This is a genomic window from Streptomyces sp. NPDC006296, assembly GCF_040613235.1.
Taxonomy (GTDB): domain Bacteria; phylum Actinomycetota; class Actinomycetes; order Streptomycetales; family Streptomycetaceae; genus Streptomyces.
This window is the reverse complement of sequence record NZ_JBEXRT010000001.1, coordinates 83,246-107,733: the sequence shown is the minus strand read 5'-3', so window position 1 is coordinate 107,733 and position 24,488 is coordinate 83,246. Positions and strand designations below refer to the sequence as shown.

Here is a 24,488-nt window from a genome sequence, read left to right as displayed (position 1 = left end):
ATGCCCCGTTACGAGTACCGCTGCCGCCCCTGCGGCGAGACGTTCGAACTCAGCCGTCCGATGGCCGAGTCGTCCGATCCCGCCTTCTGCCCCTCGGGACACCAGGACACCGTGAAGCTGCTCTCCACCGTCGCGGTGGGCGGCTCCGCCTCCTCCTCGGCTCCCGCCCCGTCACCGGCCGGTGGTGGCGGAGGAGGGGGCGGCTGCTGCGGTGGCGGCTGCTGCGGCTGAGTACGGACTGCCCCCGGCCTGAGGACTGCTCGCCCGCCTTCCCGGACGCCCGGCCGCCCGCCTCCCCCGGCGGGCCGGCGGCGCGGCCCGGCCGCCGAGGAGCGTCCGCGGGGCCTCAGCCCTCCCGCCTCCTGCGTGTCGGCCTCCGCCGGAGCGCTTCATGCATGTCAGCCGCCGTCCCGCCTCCTGCGTGTCGGCCTCGGCCGGGGCGCTTCCTGCCCGTCAGCCTCGCGCTTCCTGCATGTGAGCGTCGCGCAGGAAGCGGCGCAGGATCTCCTCCCCCGCGGCGACGCCCCGTTCGCCGAGGAGCTCGGTGTTGGGCGCGTCCCAGCCGCAGTCGGCGAGCTCGCCGTGGCCCGGGCGCCAGGCCCGGTCGGCGGCGAGCAGCAGGTCGGCGTCCAGCAGGGAGTCACCGGCGGCGAGCGTGCGGGTGGCGCCGGTGCGGCGGGCGACCTCGCGCACGGCGGCGCTCTTGGTGAGGGGCTTGGGCACGGCGTAGATCTTGCGGCCCTGGAGGGAGACGGTCCAGCCCCTGGGGTCGGCCCAGGCGGTGAGTTCCTCGACCCAGTCGCCGGGGAGGGCGGCCCGGTCGACGACGAGGTAGGCGAAGAGGTCCTCGGCGACCCGCTCCTTGAGCAACCAGGCGGGGTCGGCCGCCGTCCGGAGGTGGGAGCGGACCTCGGCGAGCGGGGCGCACTCTCCCGCGATCCGGTCGGCGACGTGCTCCCGCCAGTCCGGGTCGGAGACGCCGTCGACCAGCAGGTGGCCGCCGTTGGCGCAGATCGCGTACCGGGAGGCGGGGCCGGGGAGGTGGATGCGGCCGTACTGTTCCCGGGTCCGGGTGGTGGTCGGGACGAACACCGTGACGCGGGCCAGTTCGTCGAGGAGCGCGGCGGCCGTCTCCGTCATGTGGCAGAGCGGCGCCCGGTCGTAGACCTCCACGCAGAGCAGGCGCGGGGCCTGCGCGTCGGGCATGGTCAGCTGGAGGGCAGCCGCCGAGTAGATGAGGGTGCGGTCCAGGTCGCTGGCCACCAGGGTCACGGGCTGCGGGGACTTCTCCCCGCCCAGGGGGGCGCCGACGGACGTGCTCACTTCGCCGTCACCGCCGTGCCGTCCGCGCCGGTGGCGCCGCGGGTGTACTTGGGGTGGATCAACCCGACGCAGGTGTAGGGGAGTTCGTCGACCTCTTCGACCGGGACACCGCGCTGCTCGGCGAGCAGGCGTACGTGGTCGAGGTCGGCGCCCGCTCCCCGCTTGGCCAGGATCTTCCAGGGCACCCGGCGCAGCAGCACCCGGGTCGTCTCGCCGACGCCGGGCTTGACCAGGTTCACGTCGTGGATGCCGTACTCCTCGCTGATGCGTTCCACGGCGGCCCAGCCCTCCCAGGTGGGGGCGCGGTCCGCGGCGAGGAGTTCCTTGGTGTCGGCCTCCACGGCGCCGGCGACCTCGTCGAACCGGGCGGCGACCGTGTCGAGGAACAGGCCGGACACGTCGGAGCCGGCGAGCTCGCGGTAGAACTTCCCGCCGTGGAAGTCGTGCGGGCCGACCAGGTCGGCGCGCAGGACCGTCCGGGAGATGAGCCCGGACACCGTGGAGTTGAGGCAGGCGGACGGGATGAGGAAGTCCTCACGCGTCCCGTACGTCCGGACGCAGCCCCCCGGGTCGGCCAGGACCGCGATCTCCGGGTTGAAGCCCTCGAACTCCTCCAGCGCAGCGGCGAGTTCGCGGGTGATGGCGCCCTTGCCGGTCCAGCCGTCGACGAACACGACGTCCGCCGGGTCGTGGTGGGCGGCCAGCCAGCGCAGGGCGTTGGCGTCGATGCCGCGGCCCCGCACGATGGAGACGGCGTAGTGCGGCAGGTCGAGGCCGTGCCGGTGCAGCGCCCACCGGCGCATGAGGACGCCGACGGGGGTGCCGGCCCGGGCCAGCGAGACCAGGACCGGCGTCCCGGACCCCGAACGGTACGAGCCGCCCCCGGAGCCGTCCCCCGCCCGGTCCCCGGGGCGGGAGCGCTCGGCCAGCACCGTCTCGGTGACGGTGCCGACGGCCCGGGCGATACGGGCCGCCGAGGTCTCCAGCGCGGCCTTGAAGAGCTCCTGGTACGCGGGGCTGGGCTGGTACTCGACGGGCAGGGACTCGGCGTAGTGCGCGCCGCCGCTCTGGATCGCCTCCTCGCGCTCCTCGGTGGGGGCCTCCAGGGACGTGTCGGAGAGGTCCTGGAGCAGCCAGCCGACCTCGTCCGCCGCGTAGGAGGAGAAGGCGGGGCCCCGGAGGGGTTCGGGCAGCATGGCGGCTTCCTGCGGGTGCGAGGTCGGCAGCGGGACGGGGGAGAGCGGATCCGAGGGGGCGGGCGGGGGCACGTACGAGGGGACGACCGCCAGCAGCACCCGGTCGGTGTGTCCGGCGAGCCGGGCCAGCAGTCCGTCGGGGGCGTGCAGGGCCGGGGTGTCCGCGGCGGAGTCGACGACGGCGACGACGGCGTCGAAGCCACCGCCCGCGACGTTGTAGGCGTACCGGTCGCCGGGTCCGTCCGCCGGGTCGTCGTGGGCAGGGAAGACGAGGCGGCTGCGTATCGCGTAGCCGGGGTCGTCGACGGCGAGCACGGGCGAGCGGGTGGTGGTGGAGTAGCGCACGTCGGCGGTGGTGGCCTCCTCCAGCGCGGTGCCGAGCCGCAGGGGTGCGTACATCAGCTCCTCGAAGCCGAGGACGAGCACCCTGCGGGCGTCGCCCAGGGCTTCGGCGACCCGAGTGGCCATGCCCGGAAGGGCGGCTTCCAGGGCGGCGCGGTGAGCCGGGGTGAAGCCGTGCCGCCCGCCGTCGGGGACGCCGGCCGGCCAGTCGAGGGCGACGCGGACGGGAACGGGACGCGTGACGGGGGACGGCGCCTCGGGGAAGGACGGCGCCACGGGGGACGCCGCGGCGGGCCGGTCCGGGTCCTGCGGCTGATCCGCGCCATTCCCCCGGTCCGCACCCTGCGCCCGGTCGGCACCGGACGGCAGCCCCGCATCCTGCCCCTGGTCCGCCTCGTGGGCGGCGACCAGGGCGCGGCCCTTCTCCAGGACGTCCTCGGGCAGGCGTACGGTGCCGCGGGCCCGGGCGACGAGGTCGACGCGGGCGCCGATCTCCTCGGCGAACTCGGCGAGCCGCCCCCGGTCGGCCTCGGACCGCATGTCCACCAGGGCGACGATCACGTACCGGTCCCGGGGGTAGCGGGCGTGGAGGGCCCGGACGGTGTTGAGGACGGTGTTGCCGGTGGAGAACTCGTCGTCGACCAGGACCAGCGGCGAACCGTCCGCCGAGGCCTTCAGCAGGTCCGGGTCCTCGGGCAGCAGCAGGTGGGAGGTGGCGTGCGAGTGGGCCTCCTCGAAGCCGCCCGCCTGGGCGACGCCGGCCACGGGGCGCCGGGTGGAGTGGAGGTAGGGAGCCACCCCGAGCCCGTCCGCGACCGCGTGGCCGAGGCCCGTCGCCGTCTCCGCGTAGCCGAGGACGACCGCGCGGCGGGCCTCGGCCTCGCCCAGCAGGTCCCGGACCCGCTCGCCGAGCTCGTGGCCCACCCCGTGGACCACGGACGGCCGCTGCGGCACGTGCTTGCCCAGGACGTTCGACACGAGCAGATGGGCCCGCTTCGGGTTGCGGCGCAGGGCGAGGCCCAGCATGTCCCGGAGCTCCCCGTCACCGACGAGCTCGACGCCGAGCCGCTCCGCGACCCAGTTGCCCGACCACTCCACGTCCACTGCCTCTTCCTCCGGTAGGTGCTCGGATTCTTCCGGTACGCGCACGCCCATGCCCGCTCAGTCCGTCACACCGGCGGCGAGCAGCTCCACGAACCCGACGTCCTCGCGGGCCACACCGAACAACTCGGCCCGCAGCAGGGTGCGCTCGGCCCAGGCGCGGTGCGGCTTCACTTCGTTCATCTTGTTCGTGTACGAGGACCGCAGCACTCCGCCGCCGCCCCGCTCCGGCCGCAGGATGTCCTGGGCGTCGCTGTACTCCTCGTGGCTGACCACCGACAGCGCGTGCACGGGCGGGACGTGCGAGGGGTGGATGCAGGTCTTGCCGAGCAGTCCGTTGGCCCGGTCGAGCTCGATCTCGCGCAGCAGCCCGTCGAGGTCGTGCTCGATGAGGGTGGTGCGCAGCTCCTCGGCCTGTCCCATGAAGGGGCTGCGGCGGAGCTGGGGCTTGAACATCCGTTCCTGGAGGCGGAAGTACTCCCACACGGGCCCGGTGATCGTGAATCCGCTGCCGTCCGCCCGGCCGAGCACGTTGACGACGTCGCCGATGACGGCACCGACGATCTGGACGTCGTAGGCGGTCATGTCGGGGGCGCGGCGCAGGCCGTACGCGGAGCAGAAGTCGGTGACGCCGAGCCGCAGCGCCAGGATGCGCTCACGGTACGTGTCGACGGTGCGGCCGATGCCCCGGAGGGTCTCGCCCCTGGTCTCCAGGTGGAGGAGTTCGGGGGATTCCAGGACGGGCATCGCGAACAGCCGGTGCCCGCTCTCCGCTTCGGCCGCGGTGAGGACCTCCAGGAAGTGCTCGCCGCGCGCTTCCGTGAATTTCGGAAGTACGAATCCGGACAACAGCCGGACGGAACTCCCGAGCCGCCGTACGAGGTCGGAGATCTGGTCCGGTTCGCGGACCCGGATGAAGAGGAGCGGCACCTCGGCGTCGCGTGCCTCCAGATCGGCGAACTGCTGGACGAGGTTCTCCTCGGCGCCGCTCACTTCGGCGTCGTCGATGGAATCCTCCAGGCAGAGCACCATCGAGACCACGCCGCGACCGGTCTGCTTGATCACGTCATCGGCCAGCCGGGGACGGGTCGCGGGGCTGTAGAGCGTGGCCCCCAGGGCGGTGCTCAGAATGCGGGCGGACGAGCCCGCGTCGAATACGCACGGCTCCTTGAAGAACAGGCTCTCCCGGACAGCGGGCGAGATGTGCCCGAAATGACGCATGTGATTCCCCCGTACTGCCATAGAGGCCGGACAAACGTATGGCCGGTAATAGTACGTTCGAGCAGGTGTCGGCGGTTCCCCGACCGCGTGAACTTCGGGTGTCCCCGGTGTATCTCACCTCTCGTGCGGCGCGCCTGTGCGCTCCCGGCGACCGCCGTCCGGCCTACTTGTTCGTACCCCCGCGTTGTCCGGACACCCCACCAACAGGCAGGATGACCGCCATGACGCACGCGATGCTGAAGGGCTCGAACGTCCCTCTCGACGCCATGGCCGTCCGGGCCGTGCTGCGCTGGACCCCGGGATCCGGCGTCCCGGACGTGGACGCCTCGGCCCTGCTGATCGGTCCCGCCGGGCAGGTGCGTTCCGACGAGGACTTCGTCTTCTACAACCAGCCCCGGCACCCGTCGGGGCTCGTGCGGCGTCTGCCCAAGCGGAGCTCCCCGGAGGGGCTCACGGACACGATCGAGGCGGACCTCTCCTCGCTCGACCGCTCCGTGGAACAGGTGATCATCGCCGCGTCCTGCGACGAGGCGGCGTTCGAGCGCGTGACGGACCTGCGGATATCGCTGTACGACGCGGCCGCCGCCGACAGTGAGCCGCTCGCGGTCTTCGACGTGCGGGCGGAGACGGGCGAGGAGACCGCCGTCATCTGCGGGGAGCTGTACCGGCGCGGTGACGGCTGGAAGTTCCGGGCCGTGGGCCAGGGGTACCCGACGGGCCTCGTCGGGCTGGCCACCGCCTTCGGGATCTCCGTGGACGAGGCCGAGGCCGCGTCCGAGGCCGGTCCCGCTGCCGTGCCCTCCGAGCCCGCCGTGCCGTCGGCCGACTCCCAGGCCACGGTCCAGCACCAGCAGCCCGCGTACGGCTACCCGCAGCCGCCCACGACGGCCCCCCAGCCCGCCTACGGCTACCCGCAGCAGCCGGCGAGCCCTCCGCAGCCGGCGTACGGCTATCCGCAGCAGCCCGCGGCCGTCCTCCGGCCCGCGTACGGCTACCCGCAGCCCGCCGCGGCGGCGGCGCACGCCGCCGATCCGAACTTCGTGCTCCCCGCGCAGGGACCGCAGTTCATCCGGCCGTGAGCCGGGGGCGCCGCGGTCCGTCGCGGCGCTCCCTCAGGCCCGTGTCTTGTAGCCGCGCCCCCACTGCATCCCGAAGCCGTACATCCGGTCCAGCTCCGACTGGAAGCCGTAGACGAACTTCACCTCGCGGTGCACGACCAGTTCGCCCTTGGTGTTGTCCACGGTGAACACGGCGCAGGAGCGTGCCTGCGGGGCGCGCTCGTCCAGCTCGATCTCGATGCGCGGGCCGTTGCCGGGGTAGAGCGTCACCTTGGCGTGCGTGCGGTCGAAGGCCGGGGTCTGGTCGTAGATGTACACGAAGAACAGCAGCCGCTTGATCTCGTCGCGCTTGTCGAGGTTCACGTAGACGGTCTCGCCCGACGGCGCCCCGAAGCGGTCGTCGCCGCTGAGCCTGATGTAGGGCGGTGCGTTCAGGTCGCCTATGAGGTTGCCGAGCGGCTGCACGACCCCCCTGGTGCCGTCGGCCAGTTCGTACATGCAGCCGAGGTCAAGGTCGACGTTGACCATGCCCTGGGTGTGGGCCTGCACCACGTCGGGCTGGAAGAGCTTCAGCGGACGCAGCAGCCGGCCGCTCTGCCGCGACCTCCCGCCGATGTCCGACGTACGCATCCGCCACGACAGGTTGACCCGCAGGTTCCCCGACAGCGCGCCCTGTTTGTTCAGCGAGACCGTGGCGTTGCGCCGCGAGAGCACGATCGAGTTCGTCGCGGAGTTGCCCGACTCGAACTGCGCCGCCCGGCGCGGAAAGAGGCCGTCCCAGAAGCCCATCCCAACCCCCATACATGTCCGTCGTGTCGCCCGACCCGTGCATACGGCCCACCCGCCCCGCACGCCGCAGCGGGGCGGCCACCGGGCCGGGTCCGGGTGTTCCCGGAGAACCGCCGCCGTGGGCCGCCCCGCAGAGAGAGCGTTCCTCATTCCCTACCGGGTCACACCCCGGAGGAGACTTCCGCCTTGGAATCGGAGCCGCCGGTCTCGCCGCCGGCCGCCTCGATCGCCTTGTTGCGCCGCACCGAGGACCAGAAGGACCAGCCGATCAGCACGACCCCGACGAGACCGGTGATGATCTCGTTGATCTGGTACTGGATGGTGACCAGCAGGATCACCGAGAGCGCGCCGATCGCGTAGTGCGCGCCGTGCTCCAGGTAGACGTAGTCGTCCAGGGTGCCCTGCCGGACGAGGTACACGGTCAGCGAACGGACGTACATGGCACCGATACCGAGGCCGAGGGCCATCAGCACGATCTCGTTGGTGATCGCGAAGGCACCGATCACACCGTCGAACGAGAAGGACGCGTCCAGGACCTCCAGGTAGAGGAACATGAAGAACGCGGCCTTGCCCGCGAGAAGGACCCCGGACACCGGCTTGCCGGCCTTCCTTGCCGCTTCCTCGGCCTCCTGCTCGCGCTCCTCCTCCTCTTCGAGCTTGTTCTCGAAGAACCCGGAGAGACCGCCGACCACGAGGTAGGTGATCAGACCGGCGATGCCGGAGAGCATGACGGTGGACGCCTTGTCGGCGTGGCCGCCGCCGTGCTGGTGCGCGTGGGTCGCGAACGTCATCGCGGAGACCATCAGGACGATCAGCGCGACGCAGACCGACAGCATGTCGACCTTGCCGAGCTTGGCGAGCGGACGCTCGATCCAGCGCAGCCACTGGATGTCACGGTCCTCGAAGATGAAGTCGAGGAAGATCATGAGCAGGAACATCCCGCCGAACGCGGCGATCGACGGATGCGCGTCCGTCACGAGTTCCTTGTAGCGCTCAGGGTTGTTGAAGGAGAGATCGATGGCCTCGATCGGTCCGAGCTGGGCGCTGACGGCCACGATCACGACGGGGAAGACCAGCCGCATACCGAAGACCGCGATGAGCACACCGACGGTAAGGAAGATCTTCTGCCAGAAGGCATTCATCTTCTTCAGGATTCCGGCGTTGATCACCGCGTTGTCGAAGGACAGCGAGATCTCGAGGACCGACAGGATCGCGACGATGCCGAATGCCTGCCACCCCCCGTAGAACACCGCTGCGACCAGGCCGAGCGCGGTCACCGCGAACGACCAGCCGAAGGTTTTCAGAAGCACTGGCTACCCCATCGTGTGTGTAACGGGTCTCCCCCGGTCGAGAACGGGGCTCCCCCGCGCCGTGCGCGGCTTTACGAAACGTTGACCCCGAAGTCTAGAGCGATGCCCCGGAGCCCTGACGCGTACCCCTGCCCGACTGCACGGAATTTCCACTCGCCGTTGTACCGGTAGAGCTCGCCGAAGATCATCGCGGTCTCCGTGGAAGCGTCCTCGGTGAGGTCGTACCGCGCCAGTTCCTGACCGTCCGCCTGGTTGACCACGCGGATGAAGGCATTGCTGACCTGCCCGAAGGTCTGCCCGCGATCGTCGGCTTCATGGATGGAGACCGGAAAGAGGATCTTGTCGCAGTGCGCCGGCACCTGGGTGAGGTTCACGATGACGGACTCGTCGTCGCCCTCGCCCTCACCGGTGAGGTTGTCGCCGGTGTGCTCGACGGAGCCGTCGGGGCTGGTGAGGTTGTTGTAGAACACGAACCACTCGTCGCCGAGGACCCGGCCCGACTGGCACAGCAGGGCGCTGGCGTCGAGGTCGAAGTCGGCTCCGGTCGTGGATCGCGCGTCCCAGCCGAGCCCGACCAGCACCTGCGTGAGATTGGGTGCGGCCTTGGAGAGGGAGACATTGCCTCCCTTGGCGAGCGTGACGCCCATGGTGTGTCCTCCCCGAGTCGATGACGGTCTTTCGCCCGGCGCGACGCCTGACGGACGCGGGGCGCTCTGCCGAGCGCGTCCGGCGCCGCACGGGGTGCGGCGCCGGACGCGGTGGAGCTGAGGTGTCCGGGGGATTCCCCCGGACCGGCTCAGACGTTGACGCCGAAGTCCTGCGCGATGCCGCGCAGACCCGAGGCGTACCCCTGGCCGATGGCGCGGAACTTCCACTCCGCGCCGTTGCGGTAGAGCTCGCCGAAGACCATGGCGGTCTCCGTCGAGGCGTCCTCGCTGAGGTCGTAGCGGGCCAGCTCGCTGTTGTCCGCCTGGTTCACCACGCGGATGTAGGCGTTGCGGACCTGGCCGAAGCTCTGCTGGCGGCTCTCGGCCTCGTAGATCGAGACCGGGAAGACGATCTTGTCGACGTCGGCGGGGACGCCCGCGAGGTTGACCTTGATGACCTCGTCGTCGCCCTCGCCCTCACCGGTGAGGTTGTCACCGGTGTGCTCGACGGAGCCGTCGGGGCTCTTGAGGTTGTTGAAGAAGACGAAATTCCCGTCGCTGCCGACCTTGCCCTCGGCGTTCGTCAGCAGAGCGCTGGCGTCGAGGTCGAAGTCGCCGCCGGTGGTCGTCCGGGCATCCCAGCCCAGACCGACGATCACCGCGGTCAGGTTCGGCGCGGCCTTGGTCAGCGAGACGTTGCCGCCCTTGCTGAGGCTGACTCCCACGAGTCCTCCAAAAGTGTTGAGAGGGCCGGCAGACACCAGCGCCCCCGTTGTGCGTTGGCATCGGAACAACGATTGGATCCTAGTGACCGGTTCCCGGCCAAAACAGGCTTTTGGCCGGTCGCCGCCGGGAGATCCCCGGATCCGGCCGGTCGTCTACCCCGGATCCCGCCGCTCACGGGCCCCGGGCCGTCCGGGAGTCCCGGTGCGGGGCCCGCGGAGGCCCGGAGGCGTGCGCCCCGGGCCGTCCCCGGATCAGAGCGAGCCGAGCGCCTTGACGTAGTCGTTCAGGTCGCGCGCGTCCGGAAGGCCGTTGACGACGGTCCAGCGGACCACGCCCGCCTTGTCGATCACGAAGGTGCCGCGCACCGCGCACCCCTTGTCCTCGTCGAAGACGCCGTACGCCCGCGAGGTCTCCCCGTGCGGCCAGAAGTCCGACAGCAGCGGGTACGGGAGCGCCTCCTGCTCGGCGAAGACGCGCAGGGTGTGGATCGAGTCGTTGGAGACGGCGAGCAGCTGGGTGTCGTCGTTCTCGAAGACGGGCAGCTCGTCACGGAGGGCGCACAGCTCCCCCGTGCAGACGCCGGTGAAGGCGAAGGGGTAGAAGAGCAGCACCACGTTCTTCCCGCCGCGGAAGCCGGAGAGCTTCACGGTCCGCCCGTGGTTGTCCTTGAGCTCGAAATCCGGAGCCTGCGTACCGACCTCGATCGCCATGTCCAACGCATCCCTTCACAGACGTCACACTTCCCGGCCTGGGCCGTCCGGGTGAAACCCACCCTACGCAGCGTCCCGCGCGGGCCGCGGAAGACCCGCTGGGGCGCGTACGAAGGCCCCCGCCGGCACGGTGTCGCCGTCGGGGGCCTTGAGTGGTGTGGGGAGGAGCTCAGCGCTTGGCCTTGGCCCCCTTGGGGGTGACCAGGCGGCTGCCCGCCCAGTCCTTGCCCGCGTTGACGCTCTTGGTCTGGGCGAGACCAGCGGTCCGGGCAGCCTCGTTGATGTCGCTCGGTTCGACGTGGCCGTCCCGGCCGGTCTTCGGCGTCAGCAGCAGGACCATGCCACCGTCCTCGATCAGACCAATGGCATCCACCAGCGCGTCCGTAAGGTCGCCGTCGTCTTCACGGAACCAGAGCAGGACGACGTCGGCGACGTCGTCGTAGTCCTCGTCGACGATCTCCTGGCCGGTTGCGGCCTCAATGCCCTCACGGAGCTCCTGCTCGACGTCGTCGTCGTAGCCGATCTCCTGGACCACCTGTCCGGGTTCGAACCCAAGCCTCGCGGCCGTGTTGGTCCGTTCCTCCGCGTGGTCCGCGGTCGCGCTCACGGGTTGCCTCCTGATCATGTTTCGGAAAGTGCTTCAGCCACGCGCGTGCGCGGGGCATGGGCGGTAGTCCACACGGGCGCGGCGAATCGCGCAAGTACCCGGCGTACGAGAACCGCCCAAACGGTGACGTTCCCTGCCACGTCACCGCAACGTCCGGCAAGTCTCCCGCGGGACCGGAAACGGTGTCCGGACCCTTTACGTCCTTCCTCAGCTTATGCCGTTTCGCTCCGCCATTCGGATTCGAACAGGCTTTGGGAACGTATGGCCGGGTCGGGCGTATGGTTGCGGTTTGGGCGGGAGCGCCCTCGCGCTGTCGGTGCAGCTGCCCGGACACGGTGTCCGGGAACCTTGTGTTACCCCACAGTAGAGGTGACGTTTAGGTCCTCGCGGTACACGATGGAGACGGCTTACGCCTCCGACGCGGGGGTACGTCCCCGCAGCCAGGCCCCCGGACGAGCACCACCGAACAGCGAAGGAACAGCGTGGCTTCCGCATCCGATCGCAACCCGATCATCATTGGCGGCCTTCCCAGCCAGGTCCCGGACTTCGATCCCGAAGAGACCCAGGAATGGCTCGACTCCCTCGACGCCGCCGTCGACGAGCGCGGCCGGGAGCGGGCCCGCTATCTGATGCTCCGGCTCATCGAGCGCGCCCGCGAGAAGCGCGTGGCGGTGCCCGAGATGCGCAGCACCGACTACGTCAACACGATCGCCACGAAGGACGAGCCGTTCTTCCCCGGCGACGAGGAGATCGAGCGCAAGGTCCTCAACGCGACCCGGTGGAACGCCGCGGTGATGGTCTCCCGCGCCCAGCGCCCCGGGATCGGTGTCGGCGGCCACATCGCCACCTTCGCCTCCTCCGCCTCGCTGTACGACGTGGGCTTCAACCACTTCTTCCGCGGCAAGGACGACGGCCTGGGCGGCGACCAGATCTTCTTCCAGGGGCACGCGTCCCCGGGCATCTACGCCCGCGCCTTCCTGCTCGACCGGCTCAGCGAGGCGCAGCTCGACGGCTTCCGGCAGGAGAAGTCGAAGGCCGGGCACGCGCTGTCCAGCTACCCGCACCCGCGGTCGATGCCGGACTTCTGGGAGTTCCCCACGGTGTCGATGGGGCTCGGCCCGCTCGGCGCGATCTACCAGGCGCGGATGAACCGCTACATGGAGGCGCGCGGCATCGCCGACACCTCCGCCTCGCACGTCTGGGCGTATCTCGGCGACGGCGAGATGGACGAGCCGGAGTCGCTGGGCCAGCTGTCCATCGCCGCCCGTGAGGGCCTGGACAACCTCACCTTCGTGGTCAACTGCAACCTGCAGCGGCTCGACGGCCCGGTGCGCGGCAACGGCAAGATCATCCAGGAGCTGGAGTCGCAGTTCCGCGGCGCCGGCTGGAACGTCATCAAGCTGGTCTGGGACCGCAGCTGGGACCCGCTGCTGGCGCGGGACCGCACGGGCATCCTGGTCAACAAGCTGAACACCACCCCGGACGGCCAGTTCCAGACGTACGCCACCGAGACCGGGGCGTACATCCGGGAGCACTTCTTCGGTGACGACCCGCGGCTGCGGGACATGGTCAAGGACATGTCCGACCAGCAGATCCTGCACCTGGGGCGCGGCGGCCACGACCACCGGAAGGTCTACGCGGCGTACGCGGCGGCCAAGGCCCACAAGGGCCAGCCGACGGTGATCCTGGCCCAGACCGTCAAGGGCTGGACGCTCGGACCGAACTTCGAGGGCCGCAACGCGACCCACCAGATGAAGAAGCTCACGGCGGACGACCTCAAGCGCTTCCGTGACCGCCTGCACATCCCGATCGCGGACAAGCAGCTGGAGGACGGCAACCCGCCGTACTACCACCCGGGCCGCGACTCGGAGGAGATCCAGTACATGCACGACCGCCGCCAGGGTCTGGGCGGTTACGTCCCGACCCGCGTGGTGCGGTCGAAGCCGCTGCCCCTCCCCGACGAGAAGGCGTACGCGACCGCGAAGAAGGGCTCGGGTCAGCAGTCGATCGCCACGACCATGGCGTTCGTCCGCGTCCTGAAGGAGCTCATGCGGGACAAGGAGATCGGCAAGCGTTTCGTGCTGATCGCCCCGGACGAGTACCGCACCTTCGGCATGGACGCGTTCTTCCCGAGCGCGAAGATCTACAACCCGCTGGGTCAGCAGTACGAGTCGGTGGACCGTGAGCTCCTGCTCGCGTACAAGGAGTCGCCGACCGGGCAGATGCTGCACGACGGCATCTCGGAGGCCGGCTGCACGGCCTCGCTGATCGCCGCGGGTTCGGCGTACGCCACACACGGCGAGCCACTCATCCCGGTGTACGTCTTCTACTCGATGTTCGGTTTCCAGCGCACCGGTGACCAGTTCTGGCAGATGGCCGACCAGCTCTCGCGCGGTTTCGTGCTGGGTGCGACCGCCGGCCGTACGACGCTGACCGGTGAGGGCCTTCAGCACGCGGACGGCCACTCCCAGCTGCTCGCCTCGACGAACCCGGCCTGCGTCTCCTACGACCCGGCGTTCGGGTACGAGATCGCGCACATCGTCCAGGACGGGCTGCGCAGGATGTACGGCGGGGCGCCCGAGGAGAACGAGGACGTCTTCTACTACCTCACCGTCTACAACGAGCCGATCCAGCACCCGGCCGAGCCCGCCGACGTCGATGTCGAGGGCATCCTCAAGGGCGTGCACCGCTACAGCGCCGGCGAGAAGGGCCAGATCCCGGCCCAGATCCTCGCCTCCGGCGTGGCGGTGCCGTGGGCGGTCGAGGCCCAGCGGATCCTCGCCGACGAGTGGAACGTGAAGGCGGACGTCTGGTCGGCGACCTCCTGGAACGAGCTGCGCCGCGAGGCGGTCGAGGTCGAGCGCCACAACCTCCTCCACCCGGAGGAGGAGCAGCGCGTCCCGTACGTGACGGAGAAGCTCTCCGGTTCCGAGGGCCCGTTCGTGGCGGTCTCGGACTGGATGCGCTCCGTGCCCGACCAGATCGCCCGCTGGGTGCCCGGCACCTACCAGTCGCTGGGTGCGGACGGTTTCGGCTTCGCCGACACCCGGGGTGCGGCCCGCCGCTACTTCCACATCGACGCGCAGTCGATCGTGCTGGCGGTGCTCACCGAGCTGGCGAAGGAGGGCAAGGTCGACCGTTCGGCGCTGAAGACGGCGCTGGACCGCTACGAGCTGCTGGACGTGGCCGCGGCGGGCCCCGGCCCGGCCGGCGGCGACGCGTAGCACTCCCCGGCGGAGACCGGAACCGGAGGGCGGCAGGGTCCGAGGACCCTGCCGCCCTCCGGCGTGTGCGGGGCGGCCCGGCCGGTCAGTTCTCCCAGATCTTGAAGGCCCTCACCGTGTACGGGGACCGGGGCACCCAGGTGCCGCCGCCCGGATAGGTCTCGAACTCCCCGGTCTCGGCGCACTCGGCCGACTGGTAGGTGGTGACGGGCCGCCCGGTGCGGTTCACCAGGGCCTGCGCGGACCCGCCGGACGGCAGGGGGACGCAGCTCTCGATGTCGACGGTGGACAGTTCGTGGGCCTGGACGGCCCCCTTGAAGTCGGGCTTCGCCCAGAGGCACAGCTGTCCCGCGCCGCACGGCGCGAGTCCGGCCGGTGCGGCCTGCGGGGCACTGCGGGCCTGTGTGTGTCCGGCGGGACCCCGGTGGGCGGCCGGTGCGGCGCCCGAGGACGGGGCGGTGGCCGGGACGAGTGCGGTGGCCGCCAGGGCGGCGGCGAGGACGGTGGTGCGCATGGTGGATCAACCCCCGTGGTCGAGCGAGCCGGGTGGCTCGCGTCTCCGCACTCTGACCTGCGGAGCCGACGGCCGGGAAGGGGGCGGGAGGCGGACCACCCTGATAGGCGACGGCCCCGCCGGAGCGGTCCGGCGGGGCAGTCGGATGCGCCGTGTTGACGCCGGGGAACCGGGTCGGGCCCGGTGCCGCCGGAGCGTCAGATGTGGGCGGCGCCCGCCCCGGCCTCGGCGTTCGCACCGCGCTTGGTGAGCGTGGCGACCAGGGCGGCGACCACGGCGACGATGCCCGCGACCATGAAGGCGGAGCTCATCCCCGACACGAACGTGTCATGGGCGACGTCCGTGATCTTCATGGCGATCTCCGGCGGGGTGCCGGGGGCGACCGGCGGCATCCCCACCTTGATGGCGGCCGACGCCTGGTCCAGCTGCGCCGGACCGACCGGCGGAAGCTCCGCGGCCTTCCAGTTGCCGTCGAGATCGGCGTCGACCCGGGCGGCCATGACGGCGCCCAGGACCGCCGTGCCGAGGCTGCCGCCGACCTGCATCGCGGCCTGCTGGAGCCCGCCCGCGACGCCGGAGAGCTCCATCGGGGCGTTGCCCACGATGACCTCGGTGGCGCCGACCATGACCGGCGCGAGACCGAACCCGAGCAGGGCGAACCAGAGCGACATCGTCAGCGTGCCGGTGCCGACGGTCAGCTGGGACATGCCGAACATGGCGACCGCGACGGACACCATGCCGCCGACGAGCGGCACGCGCGGGCCGAACCTGGTGATGGCGGCGCCGGCGAGCGGGGAGCCGACGATCATCATCCCGGTGAGCGGCAGCAGGTGCAGTCCGCTGTCGACCGGGCTCATGCCGTGGACGTTCTGCAGGTAGAAGGTGACGAAGAACAGGCCGCCCATGAAGGCGAACGCCATCAGCACCATCAGGACCACACCGGCCGACAGCGGCACGGAGCGGAACATGGCCAGCGGGATCAGCGGCTCGCGGACGTTCTTCTGGGAGAGCGCGAACACGGTGAACAGCAGGACGGCGGCGCCCAGGAACCCGAGCGTCCGCCAGTCGCCCCAGCCCCATTCCGAGCCCTTGATGAGGGCCCAGATCAGGCAGAACATCGCCTGCGACAGCAGGACGATGCCGCCGATGTCGAAGGACTTCGGCGCGTTCTCGGCACGGTGGTCCCGGAGGATCACGAAGCCGAAGAGGAGCGCGATCACCCCGACGGGCACGTTGATGAAGAAGACGGACTGCCAGCTGACGTGCTCGACGAGCACACCGCCGAGGATCGGACCGCCCGCGGTCGAGGCTCCGATCACCATGCCCCAGATGCCGATCGCCATGTTCAGCTTCTCGGCGGGGAAGGTGGCGCGCAGCAGTCCGAGCGCCGCAGGCATCAGCAGGGCGCCGAAGAGGCCCTGGAGCACCCGGAAGGAGATCACCAGGGACACGCTGCCGGACAGGCCGATGGCCGCCGAGGCGGCGGCGAATCCGGCGATGCCTATCAGGAAGGTCTGCCGGTGGCCGAAGCGGTCGCCGAGCTTGCCCGCGGTGATCAGGGAGACGGCCAGGGCGAGCATGTAGCCGTTGGTGATCCACTGGACGTCGGCGAGCGAGGCACCGAGGTCCTGCTGGATCGCGGGGTTGGCGATGGCGACGATCGTGCCGTCGAGCGCCACCATCATCACGCCGATGGCGACGGCGAAGAGGGTCAGCCAGGGGTGGCCGCGCAGCCCTTTCACCGGTGCGGGAACAAGGATGTCGTCGGGCTCCCGCGGCGCCTTCTCGACAGTGGTCTGACTAGTCATGCGCAGGACGTTATGGCAGCCGCCGGGCCGTGGCCAACGGATTCACGTGACGGTCACTGTCAGGTAACTCACAGGCATTCTGAGCAGGCAAAAGCGGCGGCACGGGGTCCGGTTCACGACCTGCGGGCGGACGGGGGAATTCCCCTCGCCGGCACCTCCGTGGGGTGGGGATCCCGTGCGGCGGGCTCCCTCGTGCGGGCGCGCTCCGTGCGGCGGGCGGGCTTCCCGTACGGCGCGTGCTCCCCGCACGACGGGCTCCCCGTGCGGCGGGCGCACACTGCGGGTACGGGCGCGAGCCGCACGCCGTATCGGCACCCCGCCCCGCCGTCCCGGCACCTCGCGGGAGTGCGCGTACGTCCGGGGCGGCGAGGTCACGTACGCGGGGCCGGCCCGGGGTACGCGCACCGACGTCCGGGGATGCCCGGGGCCTCGGGCACCCGGGGCACCGGACTCCAGGGACGCCCGGGGCACCCGCGCCCCCAGGAACACCCGGGGCTCCGATGCGCCGACCCCGCGCCGCGTCAACGTCCCGCCCCGGAACACTCTTTCGGGGGCGCACCTGGAACCACACCGGACACCCCCGCACGACCGCCGGACCGGCCGCGGCGGACCCCGCGCCGGAACTCCGTCCACCGGCCCGCCGGATGACCGGACGGACGCCGCCGTGCGCACTCCGCCCATCCCCGGCGCACCCGCAGACCGGAACGGAAGCTTCCCTTCAGGTCGCGCAGGGTGACGGGTCGGCCCGGCCCCGGAACCTCGTCCCCGGGTGCCCGCAGCCGCGCCCTCCAGGACGCGACGCACGACGGGGCGGAGGCCGGGTGGAGGCGGAGGCAACTGCGGGGCGAGCGGGCGGGGAAGGGCCCCGAAGGCGCCCCGGGGCCGGCCGAACTCCCCCGGAACGGCCCGGACCTGCGGCTTCGAGAGCCGGCGCACCGCAGGCGGCGGACCTTTACACCCCTCGCACAGCTGTGCCGCACTTCTCACCGGCTCCGCATGGCCGACATCACAAAGCCCGTGCCGCGCGGGCCGTTTCGGGCGGACGGCGGGCTCGTGGCGCATCGGTACGTCGACCCGGCGCACACGGAGCGTAGGAGTCGGGCGGTTCATTCCCCGCGGACGAGTGATCCGTGTCACTGCTGTCACAGGGGTCGGCGGGCGTCTCCTAGGGTAGGGCGCAGTGACTTCCTTCGACTCCTCCCCCACGCTCACCGCATCGCGCGCCCTGCTCGCCATCGCGGTCGTGTTCGTGATGCTGGCGACCACCGGCTGGACCGCCGTGCGTCACCAGCACGCGGCAGAACCGCGCGAGATCGCGCTCGCCTCCTGGGCGAAGGGCCGCATAGCGGGTCACGCCCTCCCGGACGCGAGCGCTCCGGCGGACCGGCTGGCGCACTTCTTCGGGGCGCTCACGGCGGGCCAGCGGGTCGCGCTCGCCGACGCGTACCCGCTGGTGGTGGGGAACATGAACGGGGCACCGGTGACTCTGCGCTACCGGGCGAACCGGCATGCGCTGGAGCAGGCGGAGTCGGCCGAGGAGCAGCGGACCCGGGACGCGCGGCTCTCTCCGGACGGGCACCGCCAGGCCGTGCTCCGGCTGGACCGGTTCCGTTCGCTGCTCACCGGGGACCGGAAGATCCTGGCGTTCGATCCGTCGGGGCGCGGCCGGGCGGCCGAGGTGTTCGGCGATCTCGACCGGGCGGAGCGGATCTCGGTCGTGGTGCCCGGGGTGGACACGAACCTGCTGACCCTGGAGCGGTCCGGGCTCAAGGCGAACGCCGCACCCGTCGGCATGGCCCGGTCGCTGTACGACGCGGAGCGGTCGGCCGGCCCGGCCGCGCGCACCGCGGTCATCGCGTGGGCCGACTACACGGCGCCGGCCGGGATCGGCATGGACGCCGCGCTGGGCGGACTCGCGTCGGAGGGTGCGGTGCGGTTGAACGCCCTGGTGAGGGCGCTGCCCGGCACCTCGGACGTCTCGTTGTTCTGCCACAGCTACGGCTCGGTGCTGTGCGGTGTGGCCGCGCACGGGCTGCCGGACAGGGTCTCCGACATCGCGGTCGCGGGCAGTCCGGGGATGCGGGCGAACAGCGCCGGTGCCCTGCACACCCGGGCGCGGGTGTGGGCCATGCGGGACGGCGACGACTGGATCGAGGACGTGCCGAACATGGCGGTCGGAGGGCTCGGGCACGGCGCCGATCCGGTCGACCCGTCCTTCGGCGCGCGGATCGTGTCGGCGAACGGCGCGATCGGACACAGCGGCTATTTCGAGCCGGGTACCGAAAGTCTGAGCAACTTCGCCGCGATCGGTGTGGGCGCCTATGACACGGTCAGATGCGCGACCTCCGACCAGGCGTGCCACCGGGAGATTTCCGGCGCCTCGGGGGCCTGACGCGCGTAGAGGGGCCTCTGACGCGCGTAGAGGACGGCGAACGGCCTGCCTGATTTCGCCTGCACCGAAGGGGGACGTGCGGGGCTGTGCCACATACGATGAGGCACATGGGTGATGTGCTGGCCGGAATTCAAGCCACCTGGGAGTTCGACGCCGACTCCGTGCTCATCCGCTTCGAACGGGGAATCCGTACGCCGAGGCTCTTCCTGAGCCTGCGCGAGCGCCGTGTTCCGTACGCGGCGCTGTCGTCGGTGACGCTGACCCCCGGCAAGCGGGGCACGGTGGTACTGCGCGCGGTGCCGAGACCCGGTGCCGATCCGCTGCTGGAGGCTGCGGCCGGGCAGCTCAAGGAGAGCAACGACCCCTATCGCCTGGTGCTGCCGGGCGATCAGGAGACGCTCGCCGAGTACTACGCGGAGGAGCTGCGGGCCGTGCTGGACCCCGAGGCCTCGCTCCCCACCGAGCGCTTCCTGGTGACGGCCCCCGAGGCGCCGATGCAGTTCAAGGCGTACGACGGCCGCGCGGGCTTCGACGGCGCCCTGGTCTCCTTCCGGTGGTTCTGGACGGGGGCGTCGAGCGCCAAGTGGAAGGCGGGCGACCAGACGTTCCCGGTGGCGGACCTGGGCGGGATCGAGTGGCGTTCGCCCGAGGGTCTGGAGGGGTATCTCCGGCTGGTGCCGCGCGGTGCGGCGGCGGGCCCGGAGGCGGGCGGCCCCGCACCGGCCCCGGCACCGGGTGCGGGTCAGCCGCCGGTGGAGCGGGTCCAGCCGGACCAGGATCCCGCCTCGGTGGTGTTCGGCCTGGGGTACGGCCCGGTGCACGAGTCGCTGCCGTTCGCCGCGGCGGTCCTGGAGTCCGTCCGCCGGACGCAGTCGGTGCCGGTCGCGACCGCTCCCGTCCCGGTGGGCGGCGCACGGCGCGACCCGGCGGACATCGCCGAACGGATACGCCACCTCGGCGACCTGCACCAGGCGGGCCTGGTGACGGACGCGGAGTACACCGCGAAGAAGGCGGAGCTCCTCGCCGAGCTGTAGACCACGACGGACCAGGTCCGCCGCCCCGAGGGCACCGGTCCCGGACGCACCGGCTCCAGAGGCCACCGGTCCCGGACGCACCGGTCCCGGAGGGACGGCCCTGGAGCCGTCGGCCCCGGCGGCCGGCCGGAAGCGGGCGCGCCCGGCTGCTCGCGCCCGGTGGGCGTCCGCCGTCACGGACCGGCTGCGCGCGGAGCTCCGGTCCGGCTACTCGCGCGCGGTGGCCGTGCTGCTCATGTCCGGGTAGCGGTCCCCCGCCACCCGGCCCGCGAGGGGCTCCAGCAGGTCGAGTTCGGGCCGGGTCAGGGTCAGCCGGGTCGCCCCGACGTTCTCCAGCAGACGGCTGCGCCTGCGCGTGCCGGGGATCGGCACCACGGCCAGGCCGTGCACCTGGGCCCGCTGCTGGACCCAGGCCAGGGCGACCTGGGCGGCCGTCGCACCGTGCGCGGCCGCGATCGTGTGCAGCGGTTCCAGCAGGGCCGCGTTGGCCTTCGCGTTCTCACCGGTGAAGCGGGGCTGGTGCTGGCGGTAGTCGCCCTCGCTCAGCTCCTTGACCGCGTCGGCGAACGCCCCGGTCAGGAAGCCGCGCCCGAGCGGCGAGTACGGGACGAGCGTCACCCCGAGCTCGGCGGCGGCCGGTACGGCGCTGCGCTCCACGTCGCGGCTGAAGAGCGACCACTCGGACTGGAGGGCGGCGATGGGGTGCACGGCGTGCGCCTCGCGGAGTTCGGCCCCGGTCACCTCGCTCAGGCCGAGCTGTCTGACCTTGCCCGCGTGCACCAGGTCGGCCATCGCGCCCACCGACTCGGCGAGCGGCACGAGCGGGTCGCGGCGGTGCATGTAGTAGAGGTCGATGACATCGGTGCCCAGCCGGCGCAGGCTGGCTTCGACGGCCTGGCGGATGTAGGCGGGGTCGTTGCGCACCCCGCGGTAGTTCGGTTCGGTGTCGCTGCGCTCGATGGCGAATTTCGTCGCCAGCGTGACGGCGTCCCGGTGCGCCGCCACGAAGGGCGCGAGGAAGGTCTCGTTGGCCCCGCTCCCGTAGACGTCGGCGGTGTCGAAGAGGGTGACGCCCGCCTCCAGCGCGGCCTCCAGGGTGTCCCGGGCGGCCGCCTCGTCGGTGTCCCCGTAGAACTCGCTGATTCCCATGCAGCCGAGTCCCTGCACACCGACCCGCGGGCCTGCGGTGCCGAGCTCCGTCGTCGCGATCTTTCCGGTGTCGCTCATGTCGTTCCGGCCCTTTCCGACGCCGCGCGGGCGCCGCCATAAAAGTCGATCTTGAAGTCGAGTACGGCGAGGGCTCCCTGGAGTTCCGCGATCCGCGCCCTGACGTCGCGCCGGGTCGACTCCAGCAGCTCCTGCCGTTCCGCGATGGTGTGGTCGCCCTCGCGGACGAGTTCGGCGTACCTGACCATGTCGGCGACCGGCATTCCGGTCAGCCGCAGCTTGCCGACGAAGGAGAGCCAGTCCAGGTCGCGGTTGCTGAACCGCCGCTGGCCGGTGTGGGACCGGTCGACGTGCGGCATCAGCCCGATCCGCTCGTACCAGCGCAGGGTGTGGGCGGTGAGCCCGCTGAGGGCCACGACCTCGCTGATGGTGTAGCGGTCCCGGCCCTCGGGCCGCGGATGCGTCTTCGGGGCCGTGGTGCAGGTGTCCGTCCCAGCGGAAGTGCTCTCCATCACCGTCATGCCTCCACGCTAGAACCCTGGAGTGCACTCCAGGCAAGCGCATCGGGGTGGCGGTCACGGATTCGGCTCCCGTTAGGCTCGTACGCATGCAGAGCCTGGCGATGATCGAGAACTGGCCCGTCCCCACCGCGGCAGCCGCCGTCGTCACCTCGGACGGCACGCTCCTGGATGCCCACGGTCCCACCGCGCACCGCTTTCCGCTGGCCTCGGTGACCAAGCCGCTCGCCGCCTACGCCGCGCTGGTGGCCTACGAGGAGGGCGCCGTCGAGCTGGACGAACCGGCCGGCCCCGAGGGCTCGACCGTCCGCCACCTCCTCGCGCACACCAGCGGCCTCGCCTTCGACGAGCACCGCGTCACGGCCCCTCCCGGCACCCGCAGGCTGTACTCCAACGCGGGCTTCGAGGTCCTCGGCGACCACATCGCGAAGGCCACCGAGATCCCGTTCCCGGAGTACGTGCGCCAGGCCGTCCTCGAACCCCTCGGCATGGCCTCGACGGCGCTGGAGGGCTCGCCCGCCAAGGACGGCGTCTCGACGGTGGACGACCTGGTGCGCTTCGCCGCCGAGGTGCAGGCCCCGCGCCTCCTCGACCCGCGGACGGTCCTGGCGGCCCAGACCGTCGTGCACCCCGGCCTCAAGGGCGTGCTTCCGGGCTACGGCCACCAGAACCCCAACGACTGGGGCCTCGGCTTCGAGATCCGCGCCTCCAAGTCGCCGCACTGGACCGGGCTCTCGTCGTCCCCCGCCACCTTCGGCCACTTCGGTCAGTCCGGCACCTTCCTGTGGATCGACCCGGCGGCGGGCGCGGCCTGCGTCGCCCTCACGGACCGGGCGTTCGGGCCCTGGGCGGCCGAGGTCTGGACCCCGTTCACCGACGCGGTGCTGGCGGAGCTCGGCACCTCACGCTGAGAGCGGCATTCGAACCACACCGTCTTCCCCCCTCCGTCGCGACGCGGCTCCACGCCCCAGTCGTCGGTGACGGCGTCGACGAGCAGCAGCCCCCGCCCGCCCTCGTCCAGCAGCCCTCCGGCGGCCGGGCGCGGCAGCCGGGGACACGTGTCCGTCACCTCGACCCGGACACCGCCGCCGGGCAGCAGGAGGATCAGCGTCCGGCAGCGGCGGCCGGGGACATGCCGTACGACGTTGGCGACGAGCTCGGTGAGGGCCAGCTCCGCCGCGTCCGCCAGGTCGAGCAGGTACCGGTCGGTGAGGTACAGCCGCAGGACGCGGCGCAGGTGGGCGGCGGAGTGCTCCCCCACCGCGAGGTCGGCACGGTGGGCCGCGGCCTCCGTGTCACCGGTCCGGGTATCGGATACGTGATTCATGTCACCAGCGTGCAACGCCTTGATTACTCTCGGCCACGACCTGAAACGAACGCCGCAAGGCGTTGAAGCGAGAGGTACCTCGCCGTGGCCCACATGCAGTCACTCGACCCCAGCGCCTCCCCACTGGACTACTACGGCTGGGAACTGCGCCGCCGGAGGGAGGCCAACGGCCTCCGGCAGGGCCAGCTCGGCGAGATCATCTTCTGCACGGGCTCGCTGGTCGGCCAGATCGAGACCACGAAGAGGGTCCCCACCCGCGACTTCTCCGAGCGCCTGGACGCCGCACTGGGCACGGACGGCGTCTTCTCGCGCCTGGTCGGCCTGGTCCTGCGAAGCCAACTGCCCACCTGGTTCCAGCCGTACGCGGAGATGGAGGCGAAGGCGGCCTACATCTCCACCTACCAGGCGCAGTTGGTGTACGGGCTGCTGCAGACGGAGGAGTACGCGCGGTCTCTGCTCGCCGTCGACCATCCGAGCAGAGTCGACGAGATGGTCGCAGCGCGCCTGGAACGCCAGCGAATCGTGCGGGGCGAGAATCCCCCGGCCCTGTGGATCGTCCTGAGCGAGGCCGTCCTGCTCCAGGAGGTCGGCGGGCGACACGTCATGCACGGCCAACTGGCGCGGCTGTTGGAGTTCCTTGACAGTCCGTGGGTGCAGATCCAGGTCCTCCCGTTCTCTGTCGGCCAACACACGGGCATGATGGGGTCGTTCAACTTGCTCAGATTCGAGGACGCCCCGGATGTGTTCTACGTGGACGGTTACGACCAGGGCCACATGACCGCCAATCCCCAGGCGATCAAGGAACGTTCGGTCGGCTACGCTCGCTTGCAGGCCGCAGCCCTCTCTCCCGAGGACTCGGCGACACTGATCGCTCGCGTGATGGAGGAACGGTATGGAAATCACCCATGACCTGGCCGGAGCACGCTGGCGGAAGTCGTCGTACAGCGGTACCAACGGCGGTGATTGCGTCGAGGTGGCCGACGGCTGCGCCGCCTCCGTCCCCGTCCGCGACAGCAAGAACCCCGACGGCCCCGTGCTCGTCGTGGGCGCGGGCGCCTGGCAGTCCTTCGTCGACGGACTCCACTGACCGACCATGGAGGAGCGCTATGGCGACCGGCCCGAACACGAACAACGCGACGTGGCGTAAGTCCAGCTACAGCGGCAACACCGGCGGCGAATGTGTCGAGTGCACCGTCACCGGAGGCGCCGGCTGGCGCAAGTCCAGCTACAGCGGCAACACCGGCGGTGATTGCGTCGAGGTGGCCGACGGCTGCGCCGCCTCCGTCCCCGTCCGCGACAGCAAGAACCCCGACGGCCCCGTGCTCGTCGTGGGCGCGGGCGCCTGGCAGTCCTTCGTCGACGGGCTCCACTGACCGAGCCCGTTTCCCGCGAGCCGGGCGCCGGTCCACGGAGCCGAACTCCACCCGAGCGAGGGGGATTTCAGCGAAAGCAGTTCCGGCGCTCCGGTCCGTGG

Annotated in this window: 22 protein-coding genes and 1 pseudogene; 9 read left to right on the top strand and 14 right to left on the bottom strand. The window is 71.3% G+C overall.

The features are described 5' to 3' along the window. Positions 1-231 (top strand): zinc ribbon domain-containing protein, encoded by a 231-nt coding sequence (locus ABZ172_RS00540; protein WP_356878585.1) that lies wholly within the window; start codon positions 1-3, stop codon positions 229-231. Positions 232-453: 222 nt separating this feature from the next. Here the strand turns inward: ABZ172_RS00540 and ABZ172_RS00535 are convergent, their stop codons facing one another. Genes ABZ172_RS00535 through ABZ172_RS00525 form a run of 3 tightly spaced genes read right to left on the bottom strand, consistent with a single transcriptional unit; the run spans position 454 to position 5,183 of the window. Then, positions 454-1,323, bottom strand: a complete 870-nt coding sequence (locus ABZ172_RS00535; protein ID WP_356878583.1) for an HAD family hydrolase — start codon at positions 1,321-1,323, stop codon at positions 454-456. Further along, positions 1,320-4,016: a phosphoribosyltransferase gene (locus ABZ172_RS00530; protein ID WP_356878581.1), complete on the bottom strand. Its 2,697-nt coding sequence runs from the start codon at positions 4,014-4,016 to the stop codon at positions 1,320-1,322. Before ABZ172_RS00530 ends, ABZ172_RS00535 begins: the two co-directional genes overlap by 4 nt. A gap of 6 nt (positions 4,017-4,022) precedes the next feature. Further along, complete coding sequence (locus ABZ172_RS00525; protein ID WP_356878579.1) at positions 4,023-5,183, bottom strand: HpcH/HpaI aldolase/citrate lyase family protein; 1,161 nt, start codon at positions 5,181-5,183, stop codon at positions 4,023-4,025. A gap of 212 nt (positions 5,184-5,395) precedes the next feature. Here ABZ172_RS00525 and ABZ172_RS00520 point away from each other — a divergent pair, with 212 nt between their 5' ends. Beyond that, positions 5,396-6,262: a TerD family protein gene (locus ABZ172_RS00520; RefSeq protein ID WP_356878577.1), complete on the top strand. Its 867-nt coding sequence runs from the start codon at positions 5,396-5,398 to the stop codon at positions 6,260-6,262. A gap of 33 nt (positions 6,263-6,295) precedes the next feature. On the opposite strand, the gene ABZ172_RS00515 is transcribed toward ABZ172_RS00520, so the two are convergent. The 6 genes from ABZ172_RS00515 to ABZ172_RS00490 all read right to left on the bottom strand — a co-directional run bounded on the left by ABZ172_RS00515 (position 6,296) and on the right by ABZ172_RS00490 (position 11,030). Then, entirely contained in the window at positions 6,296-7,030 is a 735-nt protein-coding gene (locus tag ABZ172_RS00515) for a Tellurium resistance (protein ID WP_356878575.1), read from the bottom strand. 161 nt (positions 7,031-7,191) lie between these two features. Continuing rightward, entirely contained in the window at positions 7,192-8,340 is a 1,149-nt protein-coding gene (locus ABZ172_RS00510) for a DUF475 domain-containing protein (RefSeq protein WP_356878573.1), read from the bottom strand. A gap of 71 nt (positions 8,341-8,411) precedes the next feature. Beyond that, entirely contained in the window at positions 8,412-8,987 is a 576-nt protein-coding gene (locus tag ABZ172_RS00505; protein ID WP_356878571.1) for a TerD family protein, read from the bottom strand. 149 nt (positions 8,988-9,136) lie between these two features. Then, positions 9,137-9,712 (bottom strand): TerD family protein, encoded by a 576-nt coding sequence (locus ABZ172_RS00500; protein ID WP_124276684.1) that lies wholly within the window; start codon positions 9,710-9,712, stop codon positions 9,137-9,139. A 252-nt stretch (positions 9,713-9,964) separates the two neighbouring features. After that, on the bottom strand, positions 9,965-10,423 hold the full coding sequence (locus tag ABZ172_RS00495) for a peroxiredoxin (protein ID WP_356878569.1): 459 nt from the start codon (positions 10,421-10,423) through the stop codon (positions 9,965-9,967). Positions 10,424-10,592: 169 nt separating this feature from the next. Continuing rightward, a complete protein-coding gene (locus ABZ172_RS00490; RefSeq protein WP_356878567.1) occupies positions 10,593-11,030 on the bottom strand; it encodes a DUF3052 domain-containing protein in 438 nt (145 codons plus the stop codon). Between the two features lie 482 nt (positions 11,031-11,512). Here ABZ172_RS00490 and aceE point away from each other — a divergent pair, with 482 nt between their 5' ends. Then, positions 11,513-14,254, top strand: a complete 2,742-nt coding sequence (gene aceE, locus ABZ172_RS00485; RefSeq protein WP_356878565.1) for a pyruvate dehydrogenase (acetyl-transferring), homodimeric type — start codon at positions 11,513-11,515, stop codon at positions 14,252-14,254. A gap of 85 nt (positions 14,255-14,339) precedes the next feature. On the opposite strand, the gene ABZ172_RS00480 is transcribed toward aceE, so the two are convergent. After that, a complete protein-coding gene (locus tag ABZ172_RS00480; protein ID WP_356878563.1) occupies positions 14,340-14,768 on the bottom strand; it encodes a peptidase inhibitor family I36 protein in 429 nt (142 codons plus the stop codon). A gap of 197 nt (positions 14,769-14,965) precedes the next feature. Further along, the gene (locus ABZ172_RS00475) at positions 14,966-16,576 is read right to left on the bottom strand and encodes an MFS transporter (protein ID WP_356878561.1); all 1,611 of its coding nucleotides are present in this window, start codon (positions 16,574-16,576) and stop codon (positions 14,966-14,968) included. A 1,180-nt stretch (positions 16,577-17,756) separates the two neighbouring features. Between ABZ172_RS00475 and ABZ172_RS00470 the strand changes: the two genes are divergently transcribed. Beyond that, positions 17,757-18,968 carry an alpha/beta hydrolase gene (locus ABZ172_RS00470; protein WP_356878559.1) on the top strand — a complete coding sequence of 404 codons (1,212 nt, stop codon included), beginning with the start codon at positions 17,757-17,759 and terminating at the stop codon, positions 18,966-18,968. 107 nt (positions 18,969-19,075) lie between these two features. Beyond that, positions 19,076-20,002 (top strand): DUF4429 domain-containing protein, encoded by a 927-nt coding sequence (locus ABZ172_RS00465; RefSeq protein ID WP_356878557.1) that lies wholly within the window; start codon positions 19,076-19,078, stop codon positions 20,000-20,002. A gap of 207 nt (positions 20,003-20,209) precedes the next feature. On the opposite strand, the gene ABZ172_RS00460 is transcribed toward ABZ172_RS00465, so the two are convergent. Further along, on the bottom strand, positions 20,210-21,229 hold the full coding sequence (locus ABZ172_RS00460; RefSeq protein WP_356878553.1) for an aldo/keto reductase: 1,020 nt from the start codon (positions 21,227-21,229) through the stop codon (positions 20,210-20,212). Then, the gene (locus tag ABZ172_RS00455) at positions 21,226-21,690 is read right to left on the bottom strand and encodes a MerR family transcriptional regulator (RefSeq protein ID WP_356878551.1); all 465 of its coding nucleotides are present in this window, start codon (positions 21,688-21,690) and stop codon (positions 21,226-21,228) included. The genes ABZ172_RS00460 and ABZ172_RS00455 overlap by 4 nt, the downstream gene beginning before the upstream one ends. Positions 21,691-21,776: 86 nt before the next feature. Here ABZ172_RS00455 and ABZ172_RS00450 point away from each other — a divergent pair, with 86 nt between their 5' ends. Then, positions 21,777-22,598: a serine hydrolase domain-containing protein gene (locus ABZ172_RS00450; protein ID WP_356878549.1), complete on the top strand. Its 822-nt coding sequence runs from the start codon at positions 21,777-21,779 to the stop codon at positions 22,596-22,598. 71 nt (positions 22,599-22,669) lie between these two features. On the opposite strand, the pseudogene ABZ172_RS00445 reads toward ABZ172_RS00450, so the two are convergent. Then, a pseudogene (locus ABZ172_RS00445) lies at positions 22,670-23,014 on the bottom strand (ATP-binding protein); the annotation flags it as partial. An 84-nt stretch (positions 23,015-23,098) separates the two neighbouring features. Between ABZ172_RS00445 and ABZ172_RS00440 the strand changes: the two are divergent. From ABZ172_RS00440 to ABZ172_RS00430, 3 genes are read left to right on the top strand one after another with little or no spacing between them, the layout of a single operon-like run. Next, on the top strand, positions 23,099-23,923 hold the full coding sequence (locus tag ABZ172_RS00440) for a helix-turn-helix transcriptional regulator (protein WP_356878547.1): 825 nt from the start codon (positions 23,099-23,101) through the stop codon (positions 23,921-23,923). Beyond that, complete coding sequence (locus ABZ172_RS00435; RefSeq protein ID WP_356878545.1) at positions 23,907-24,101, top strand: DUF397 domain-containing protein; 195 nt, start codon at positions 23,907-23,909, stop codon at positions 24,099-24,101. Before ABZ172_RS00440 ends, ABZ172_RS00435 begins: the two co-directional genes overlap by 17 nt. A 19-nt stretch (positions 24,102-24,120) precedes the next feature. Further along, positions 24,121-24,387 (top strand): DUF397 domain-containing protein, encoded by a 267-nt coding sequence (locus ABZ172_RS00430; RefSeq protein ID WP_356878543.1) that lies wholly within the window; start codon positions 24,121-24,123, stop codon positions 24,385-24,387. Positions 24,388-24,488: the final 101 nt, after the last annotated feature.